Raw genomic sequence first — 9,938 nt, 5'->3', positions numbered from 1 at the left:
TTTTTACATCTTTGCAACTTTATAAATGGAATGGGTTAATTCTGTTATTAATTCTTCATCCACATCATCGCAAGAATTTAGTTCATTCAATAACCAATAGGCTAATTTTAAATAATCATCATGTTCCAAAATAAACTTTTGTTCAAAAACTAAACGAACCGCACTGTCATATTTCTTCTTAAATAATAACTTGTTGATTTCATCCTCAATAGTACCCGACCGACCTTGTTCCTGTTCAAAGACAACTTGGGATTTACTACCATCCCTGTTGTTTAACACGATTCCCAATTCTTCAGCAAATGACTTAACCTGACGCATTACAAAATCATTATCATCCATGATGAATACCCCCATCTATGTTTGAATCTATTGTACTATGTATATAGAAGTAGAATTACCACGAACACCTGATGTAAAAGTATTTTGACATCGTTATAACGACTATTCATCGAAAGGATAATCAAATGAAGATCAACGAAAAACTGATTTACTATCGGAATCAAAATAACTTATCTCAAGCAGCATTAGCGAAGAAGATGTATGTTTCACGACAAACCATCTCCAACTGGGAAACAGGCAAGACTTATCCTGACATTCAGAGTCTAGTGCTCATGGCTGATATTTATGAAACCACTGTCGATCAATTAGTCAAAGACGATATCGACCTCATGCAAAACAACTTATCCAAATTCAAATTACGTGAATTATCAGTTGGACTGATAACAACTTTGGTAGCGACCTATATCTCATTTATTAGTATTCACTGGTTGCCACTACCGATTGCTTCGATGTTAGTGGCAACTTTTAGTACATTAGGAATCATAATTGCCATGACATTAATCAAACTCAATAACAAATTGCATCTCCAGACTTTCAAACAAACCATAGCCTTCTTAAATGGCAAGACAGTTGAAGAAATAAATTACAGCGTTAAAAAGCGTCGTTATATCCTGACAACCGCCGCCATAGTGGGAATCCTACTAGGTACTATATTGACCTATCTTATTGCAACCAATATCCTAGGTTGGTCGTTATAACGTTTCCCGTGAAACAATTTGGGACATTTTTGCCGTTTTGTTAGATAATGGATATCCCAAGGGGGAAACATCTTGTACAAAGAAATAACTATCAGAGAATTATTTGAACTGTTAAACAAACAACTCGGTCGTCAGAATTGGTGGCCTACTCACAGCACTGAAGAAATGCTGGTCGGTATGGTCTTGATCCAAAATACTAATTGGAAAAACGTTGACCGCTCATTGGAAAACTTACAGCAAGCTACTGGCTTCGACCTCGACAAATTGCTGGCTCTGCCATTAGATGAATTACGTGACTTGATCCAACCAAGTGGATTCTATAAGAACAAATCCATCTATGTTCGTTCCCTACTAACTGCTTATCGTGACGACTTCGATGATTGGGAACGGTTCTCTACACCGATACTTCGCAAAAGATTACTGAATCTCAAAGGTATCGGTAATGAAACCGCCGATGTTCTACTACTATATTATTTTCACCGTTCAACTTTTGTTGCGGATAATTATTGTATGCGTCTATTCATGAACTTACACGCTTTTACCGATAAACCAACTTACATGCAATTAAAAAACTCCGTCGAGGCTGATTTTGATTTCACACCCGACGAAGCTAGTGAACTTCATGCATTGATAGATGAATTCGGCAAACTAAAGAGTGACTTCTTCGATGGTTACCAATTAAAATTACCACAGTCACTTGCCCATAATTCCATAAAAAAATACGCGCGCTAATCCATTGGAATACTTCTGAGTAACAATATTCTTAGTCTTCTGGGCAGTCGCCGGATTAGTAAAGTATGAGATGATCATATCAACATACATCATCACAACTCCATCCTGAATATCATCACTGATCATCCCTTCGGCCCGACCTTGCTTGAGAATCTTACTCCAGAAACCATCCTTACCTTCGTTGTAGATTCTCATTACTCGATCATCACCATTGGCTGCCTGGAACTCATCGATCATGAAGTTCATGAAATCTTGATTGACGGTATTAACTTCGGTACTACCAAAATCCAAAATATTCTCAATCTTTTGTTTGAAATTCATATTAGGTTGATTGAGCTTCTGGTCATAACCGGCATAGCCATCGATGATCATCTTGATCGTAACCTCACGTGCCAGTTCAATTTTACTAGGAAAATACTTATACAATGTCACTTGTGACGAATGTGCCTCCTTCGCGATATCTGCGACGGAGGTATTTTTGTATCCTCCTGTAACAAAGGCTTTTGTCGCCGCATTTAGGATATCTGTTTTCTTCTGTTCTTTACGCTTTTGATTGGTTGCCATAGTCCCCTCCAAAAATATTTTTACACGATATTTCACTTTTTGTAGCGGTATATCAATATAGTTATTTTTAAACCCTCAGATAGTTCATATTGCCGATATTTTAAGGTTGACACTACCTGTCTTCGCAACTAATATACTCTTTGATAAATGAACTATTCAAGAAAAATATTTCATTTTCTTAGAAAGAATTCAAGTTTGTTGCTCACAAAACTGGGATTCATACAAAGGGGATAATATGATGAATCAAAATAATAATGCAATTCTACATATCGATCATCTACAAAAGAATTTTGGCAAGTTTCAAGCGCTCAAGAATGTTACTTTCGATGTTTACCCTGGGGAAGTTTTTGGATTCATCGGACCTAATGGGGCCGGTAAGTCGACTACTATTCGTACACTGCTAGGAATTCTACGTGCTAGTGGCGGAACTGCGACACTCTTTGGTAAAGATGTGTATAAGGACTCTGTTTCGATCCACAAACGCCTCGCCTATGTACCTGGTGACGTCTACCTCTGGCCCAATTTAACCGGTGGTGAAATCATCGACCTATTCTTAAAACTCGGCAATACCAAACACAATCGTAAGACCGATATGATGATCAAACGATTCCAACTCGATCCAACTAAGAAGGCACGTACTTATTCCAAGGGTAACCGTCAAAAGGTTGCTTTGATCGCAGCTTTTTCAACCGACGCCGACTTTTATATTTTTGACGAACCAACTTCCGGACTTGATCCATTGAATGAAGAAATCTTCCAACAATCAGTTATGGAACTAAAAAAAGAAGGCAAAGCTGTCCTATTATCAAGTCACATTCTATCTGAAGTTGAAAAAATGTGTGACCGGATCGGAATTATCCGTAGCGGTGAGATCGTCGAAACTGGTTCACTATCTGATATGCGCCACTTAACTAGAACCGTTATCGAGTTTCAGACCATGCAACCAACAACGGAATTGCAGACACTCCAAGGGGTACACAACGTCACAGTCGGGACCAACGGACTAACGACATTCTCAGTTGATTCAGATCAAATGAGCTACGTTATGGGGTACTTAGCCTCTAAACAAATCGTTTCACTTCAGTCAACTCCTCCAACCTTGGAAGACTTATTCATGAGATACTACAGCTCAAACGAAGGGAGATAGCAATTATGGAAAATCGTAATTTTCATCAAACTTGGTTTTTGACTCGCTTCAGTTTAAAGCGTGATTGGTTGAAACTAGCTCTCTGGTCAGTCACATTAATTGTTTTATTCGCTGCTGTTGCCGCAAAGTTCACGACGATTTATGATACTCAAGCTTCAATTGACGAAATCGTCAAAACTCTGAAATCACCATCAATGGTCTCACTCTTCGGTAAACTTTCTGGCAGTGCACCTTACTCCACCGCTGACGTCTTTGCCGGTGAAATGACGGTCTTCATGGCCATGATGGCAGCCATCATGAACTTCTCGATCATCATCAAGAATACCCGTGGTGAAGAAGATTCCGGCCTACTAGAAATAATCCAGTCACACTCTGTTGGTAAGCTATCAAATCTATCATCATCATTGATTGAATTATTCATTATCAATCTATTGATCGGCTTCTTCTACGCTTTGGGTCTACAATTCGCTAACCTAACCGGAACTGATACTAACGGCAACTTCTTATTGGGCTTGGGATTAGGCGCTGCTGGCTTCATGTTCGCAACTATTGCAGCTTTCTTATCACAATTAGTAGATAACTCACGTTCCGCAACGATTCTTTCGTATATCGTCTTCGGGATCATGTACATTGCTAGAATGTCGACTGATGTTTCTAACCCTAAGGCCACTTGGTTTATCCCTTTTGGTTGGGTAGAAAAATTCTCAACTTATCAAGAAAATAATTGGCTACCGGTCGTCTTAATGTTAGGTCTATCATTGATTCTCAGCATAGCGGCGTTATGGATCAATGACCATCGTGACATTGGCTCTGGAATAATTGCCACTCGACCCGGACGTGCCAAGGCATCAGCCTTCTTACGTGGTCCACTTAGTCTTTTCTGGAGATTACATCGTACAACTATCATTGTCTGGGTTATTGGACTGTTGATTCTTGGTTTCACTTACGGATCAATCTTCAATACCATCGGCGATATTTTGAAAACTAATCCTGCCATGGAAAAGTTAATTGGCGCAACCGCCGTTCACAAAGCTAATATATTGATCATCAAACATTTCGTTGCCATCTTAATGATTGTCTTCGGTGTCTTAGCTCTATTCCCTGGTATTCAAATCATCAACTACTTGAAGTCCGGTGAGAGTAAAGGATACCTAGAATTGATCCACTCCAAACCTGTCAGTCGTGATTACTTATTCACTAGTGTTCTAGTATTAGGAATCCTAACTAGCTTAATCGCACTATTTGCCGGTATGTTAGGACTGCAATTGGGCGGAGCTTCCGTTATGAAGCATCCTGTCGCCATGTCGGTCTTCCTACATGGATTCTATGCTTATATCTCTCCAGTGCTGATTATTTTAGCTCTATCAGCATGTATCGTCGGCTGGTTACCCAAGTTTGCAGTCTTTGGCTACCTATATACCGGATTTGCACTCTTTGTCGGTTACTTCGGTAAATTGATCGACCTACCCAAGTGGGTCGCTAAAATAACACCATTTGGATACATTCCAAACGTTCCTGTAAGAAAACTCGATATGGGCACAATGTGGTGGCAACTAGGCATCGCATTGACCTTAATAATCATCGGATATATCGGTTATCATATTCGTGATTTAAAGAGCGCTAACTAAAAAAGAACCTGGATTTTAAAATCCAGGCTCTTTTTTGTCTTACCTATTATATTTGTCCAACTTCTACTTGAACACCAGAAGATAACTTATTGCTCAAGTAATCTTGAACCGTCTTGTATGAAGTATTAAAACTCATTTGTATTTGTTGTGTACGTTTTGTATTAAAGATCACGGCGACCTTTGGTTTTCGCTGCGGAATCTCAATGGGAATCAGCGTTACATGAACGATTTGGGAGTAATCTAAGACGCCCGAATAGAACCCATTCATTACGACCTTTTTCTCACCAATACCACCGACACCATTCATAATGGTTAGTGTCACAAAGGCAGCCACCATAATGATATATGGCAAGTCGCTGGAGGCTGAAACCAATAGCCAGCCACCCATGAATGCTGCGAAGACCAATGATGATATCTTGTAAACCGAACGGATCTCGATTTGTGATTGCCAGTAGATGTTAAAGACAGCTCCGGCTAAAAATACTACGTCTACTATGATTATTATTAAGTCCATATGGCCTCATTCCTTTTTAAATAATTGTAGGTTAGTGTAACTGTTTTTACAAATTTTTACTTTGATTTATATCAAGTATTACATAAATAAGTACAAGTTAAGTTAGCCTAAATTTATTTTTTATTGGGGTTTAAAAGTGTTGCCTAACATGATATTATGTTGAGAGATTAAAAAGGGGGATACAAGCTTGAGTGAAAATGAACAAAAACACGATAGCCTGATCCATTATGCAAACGGTCCTTCTCTAGAAGAAATTAATGATACCGTTGAAATTCCAAAGGATGCTGGATTCTTCAAGACTCTACTAGCTTATAGTGGTCCTGGAGCACTGGTTGCCGTTGGATATATGGATCCTGGTAACTGGGTTACTTCCATTGCTGGTGGTGCTCAGTTCAAATACAAACTTTTGACCGTCATTTTGATATCTAGTTTAATTGCCATGTTATTACAATATATGGCCGCTAAACTAGGGATTGTAACTGGTCGGGATTTGGCACAATTAACAAGAGATAGAACGACTAAGAAAGTCGGCTTTATGCTCTGGATAGTTACTGAGTTAGCTATCATGGCGACAGATATTGCGGAGATCATTGGTTCCGCCATCGCCTTAAAACTTCTCTTCAATATACCGATACTCTGGGGTGTTCTAATAACCGCCTTCGACGTTCTGTTGTTATTGATCCTGATGAAACTTGGATTTAGAAAGATCGAAGCCATTGTGGCTGCATTGATCTTAGTTATCTTAGCTGTCTTCATGTACGAAGTTATCTTGGCTCAACCTAATATGGGTCAAATGGTAATTGGATTCGTTCCTGATCCAGTTATTCTACAAAACCAAAGTATGCTTTATATTTCGTTAGGTATCGTTGGTGCGACTGTTATGCCGCATAACCTATATCTGCATTCGAGTATTTCGCAGGCTAGAAAATATGACCGTGAAGATTCAAAGAGTGTTAAACAAGCTGTGCGTTTCTCAACTTGGGATTCAAATATCCAATTAACACTGGCGTTCGTAGTCAATACATTACTATTACTTCTTGGTGCTGCATTATTCTATGGTACAAAGAGTGATCTAGGTCGCTTCGTTGACCTATTCAACGCTTTACAAGATCCAAAGATTGCCGGAGCTGTAGCTAGTCCTGTCTTGAGTATTTTATTCGCAGTTGCCCTATTGGCATCCGGACAAAACTCAACTATCACTGGTACACTATCTGGTCAGATCGTTATGGAAGGTTTCGTCCACATGAAGATGAAACTTTGGGTTAGACGTGTTATCACACGTTTGCTATCAATTCTTCCAGTTATTGCCTTCGCCGTTATTTATCACGGTAATGAGGCTAAGATCGAATCACTACTGACATTCTCACAAGTATTCTTGAGTGTCGCATTACCATTCTCAATTTTCCCATTGATCGCCTTCTCAAGTAGTAAGGAGCTGATGGGTGAATTCGCCAATAAGAACTACATTAAGTACATTGGTTACGGCATTGCCGTAATCCTAACTATCCTAAATATCTGGTTGATCTATACTACATTCGTACCAGCTGTTTAAATCTAAATTAATTATAAAAAATAGAGTCAGCATCAATTTGATTATTCAAGTTGATGCTGACTCTATTTTTGTCTGAAATCTACAAGAATCCAAAGTATCCTGCCCCAATTCAAACTATTTCTTTAAGAAAGCAAGCACGTTCTTCTCATTTGATCTCATGTGTCCTGCTGAGAACGCAATTATGACTGCAACAATGGAGGACACAAATTCCCATACCGACCATTTAAAAACTAGTGTTAAAACTAACATAATAAGAACTGAAATCAACATGACTCCATCTCTAGGACCTAATTTTATATACGAATAAAACATCAGATGTAACTTCCTTAGTTTTAAATTCCAAGATTAGTATAACTCTCTTCCATTTTTTTGAAAACCTTTTCAAAAAAAGTGTTTTGAATTCTTTTTCATGACTAAATTCAGTTATTAACCTTACTTCCACGCATCGTCAATTGAATTCGATTACGAGCCTCATCGACATCCAGCACCCAAACGGTCACAATGTCGCCAATTGTTACTACCGTACTTGGATCACTAACATATCGATCAGCCAACTGTGAAATATGGACTAATCCGTCTTGTTTAACACCAATATCAACAAATACGCCAAAGTCGATCACATTTCTAACCGTACCTTGAAGTTCCATCCCCGGCTTAAGATCAGCCATAGTTAAGACATCTTGTCGAAGCAATGGTGCCGGCATATTGTCACGGAGATCTCGGCCTGGCTTGCTCAATCCTTCAATAATATCAGTCAGAGTTTCCTCTCCAATATTCAACTTTTGAGCCCACTCATGCTTATCTAACTTAACTAATTCTTGACGAAGTTCAGTCGTACCAATCGATTCAGTAGACATTCCAATTCCTTTTAATAATTTTCGTGTGACCGTATAACTTTCTGGATGAATGTCGGTATTGTCTAACGGATCATCCCCAGAAATAATTCTCAAAAATCCAACTGATTGTTGGTAAGCCTTAGGGCCTAATCGGGGAACTTGTTTTAAAGATTCACGATTATCGAAGGCACCCTTTTCATTTCGAAACTTTACAATATTTTTTGCAGTAGTTGAGGTCAATCCAGAAATATGAGTCAACAACTCTGGACTTGCTGTATTAACATTAACTCCGACTTGATTCACAGCCGTTTCTACAACTCGATCCAATTGCTCATCTAAATCTTTTTCGGGAACATCATGTTGATATTGCCCTACACCAATTGCTTTAGGATCAACCTTGATCAATTCAGCCAATGGATCTTGCAATCGACGACCAATACTAATCGCTGAACGTTCTTCAACGTGAAGATCCCCAAATTCTGAACGAGCATTGGCACTTGCTGAATAAACTGACGCACCTGCTTCGTTAACAATCACATAATAAACCGGACGCTTTAGAGTTTTTAAGATTCCACTAACAAACTCTTCGGATTCTCGACTGGCGGTTCCATTCCCAATAGCAATCATTTCAACTTGATAATCTTCAAGTAACTTCTTGAATTCTGTACTAGCCGCAGCTCGTTTTTCTTTATTTGCCGGTTTGTGCGGATAAATCACTTGTTTGGTCAAAAATCGTCCATTTGCGTCGACAATCGCTAACTTACAACCTGTCCGATAAGCTGGGTCAAATCCCATGACAACTTTGCCTTTCAATGGTGATGCCATCAAAAGGTGATACAAGTTATTGCCAAAAATTTTAATTGCATGTTCATTTGCTTGATCAGATAACTTACGACGAATTTCTCTGGCAATAGCTGGTCCCAAAAATCGCTTATACGCATCCGCAAAAGCAGCTTTCACTTTTTCTACAGCTGGACCTTGACGACGACCAATTATTCGAGAATATCCAAAATTCAAAATTTTATCAGTATCGACGGAAATCCCAACAGTCAATATTTTTTCACGTTCTCCACGGTTAATTGCCAAGATTCGATATGGAGGGATTTGTTTCAATGATTGTTGAAAATCATAATATGTTTCGTAAGTTTGTCCCTCATCTTTTTCTTTGGCACCCCGTTTTACCTTGCTAGTCAGCTCACCACTTTGGTAAGTATATCCTCTGATCCATTCACGGAAACTAGCTTTTTCACTAAATACTTCGGCTAAGATTTCATTAACCCCAGCCCAGACAGCCTCTAGATCAGTCAAGTTTTTACTAGCGTTAATAAAAGAACTCGCTTTATTATTTAAACCACCTGCTGGAAAACTTAATAACCAATTTGCTAATGGTTCTAATCCGGCTTCTCGAGCGATGCTTGCTTTGGTCTGCTTTTTTTGTTTATATGGAAGATACAAATCTTCCACTTTTTGTAACACCGTTGCTTCTTCAAGTTGCTTTTTTAGCGTAGGTGTTAACTTACCCTGCTCTTGAATCAAATTAATGACGTCATTACGACGTTGATTTAGCTTAGTCAATCGATGTGCTTCATCCTCGATGTCACGAATAGCAACTTCATCCAAGGTACCAGTGCGTTCCTTGCGATAACGAGCAATAAACGGCACAGTATTACCTTCATCCAACAATTCTAGAACTGCTTTGATCTGTTGAACTTTGTACTTACCCATTTGTTTATGAACTGATCGAGTCAAATCAACCAAATTATCTTCTGACTTACTTATTACCATGTGGACCTCCAGTTTTAAATCAAGTTGCTTATTTATTCTTAATGTAGCATCAAAAAAGACTTAGATTTAGTCTCTAAGTCTTTCTTTAAAATAACGTCACCAATTATATCACGGTATCACTACAGACTCTTTATGAATACTAA

General features: G+C 38.7%; 10 protein-coding genes. 5 read left to right on the top strand and 5 right to left on the bottom strand.

The genetic code is table 11. The annotated features are described in order from the left end of the window. Positions 1-3: 3 nt before the first annotated feature. The gene (locus tag JCM14932_RS03625; protein ID WP_025023670.1) at positions 4-339 is read right to left on the bottom strand and encodes a DUF6483 family protein; all 336 of its coding nucleotides are present in this window, start codon (positions 337-339) and stop codon (positions 4-6) included. Between the two features lie 125 nt (positions 340-464). Between JCM14932_RS03625 and JCM14932_RS03620 the strand changes: the two genes are divergently transcribed. Then, positions 465-1,037: a helix-turn-helix transcriptional regulator gene (locus JCM14932_RS03620; RefSeq protein ID WP_025023669.1), complete on the top strand. Its 573-nt coding sequence runs from the start codon at positions 465-467 to the stop codon at positions 1,035-1,037. 72 nt (positions 1,038-1,109) lie between these two features. Then, positions 1,110-1,769, top strand: a complete 660-nt coding sequence (locus tag JCM14932_RS03615; RefSeq protein ID WP_025023668.1) for an endonuclease III domain-containing protein — start codon at positions 1,110-1,112, stop codon at positions 1,767-1,769. Here JCM14932_RS03615 and JCM14932_RS03610 read toward each other — a convergent pair. Further along, complete coding sequence (locus JCM14932_RS03610; protein WP_025023667.1) at positions 1,731-2,333, bottom strand: TetR/AcrR family transcriptional regulator; 603 nt, start codon at positions 2,331-2,333, stop codon at positions 1,731-1,733. The genes JCM14932_RS03615 and JCM14932_RS03610 overlap by 39 nt on opposite strands. A gap of 235 nt (positions 2,334-2,568) precedes the next feature. On the opposite strand from JCM14932_RS03610, the gene JCM14932_RS03605 reads away from it, so the two are divergent. Both JCM14932_RS03605 and JCM14932_RS03600 read left to right on the top strand, forming a co-directional pair. Then, the gene (locus JCM14932_RS03605) at positions 2,569-3,480 is read left to right on the top strand and encodes an ABC transporter ATP-binding protein (protein WP_025023666.1); all 912 of its coding nucleotides are present in this window, start codon (positions 2,569-2,571) and stop codon (positions 3,478-3,480) included. Positions 3,481-3,485: 5 nt separating this feature from the next. Continuing rightward, positions 3,486-5,108, top strand: a complete 1,623-nt coding sequence (locus tag JCM14932_RS03600) for an ABC transporter permease (protein WP_025023665.1) — start codon at positions 3,486-3,488, stop codon at positions 5,106-5,108. A 46-nt stretch (positions 5,109-5,154) separates the two neighbouring features. Here the strand turns inward: JCM14932_RS03600 and JCM14932_RS03595 are convergent, their stop codons facing one another. Further along, on the bottom strand, positions 5,155-5,622 hold the full coding sequence (locus tag JCM14932_RS03595; protein ID WP_025023664.1) for a hypothetical protein: 468 nt from the start codon (positions 5,620-5,622) through the stop codon (positions 5,155-5,157). A gap of 187 nt (positions 5,623-5,809) precedes the next feature. Between JCM14932_RS03595 and JCM14932_RS03590 the strand changes: the two genes are divergently transcribed. Beyond that, positions 5,810-7,174: an Nramp family divalent metal transporter gene (locus JCM14932_RS03590; RefSeq protein ID WP_025023663.1), complete on the top strand. Its 1,365-nt coding sequence runs from the start codon at positions 5,810-5,812 to the stop codon at positions 7,172-7,174. A gap of 114 nt (positions 7,175-7,288) precedes the next feature. Here the strand turns inward: JCM14932_RS03590 and JCM14932_RS17610 are convergent, their stop codons facing one another. Further along, a complete protein-coding gene (locus tag JCM14932_RS17610) occupies positions 7,289-7,489 on the bottom strand; it encodes a hypothetical protein (RefSeq protein ID WP_025023662.1) in 201 nt (66 codons plus the stop codon). A 104-nt stretch (positions 7,490-7,593) separates the two neighbouring features. Then, positions 7,594-9,795, bottom strand: a complete 2,202-nt coding sequence (locus tag JCM14932_RS03580; RefSeq protein WP_025023661.1) for a Tex family protein — start codon at positions 9,793-9,795, stop codon at positions 7,594-7,596. Between the last annotated feature and the right edge of the window lie 143 nt (positions 9,796-9,938).

This window comes from Companilactobacillus nodensis DSM 19682 = JCM 14932 = NBRC 107160 (assembly GCF_000615905.1).
GTDB classification, from domain to species: domain Bacteria; phylum Bacillota; class Bacilli; order Lactobacillales; family Lactobacillaceae; genus Companilactobacillus; species Companilactobacillus nodensis.
This window is presented reverse-complemented; position numbering and strand designations above follow the sequence as displayed.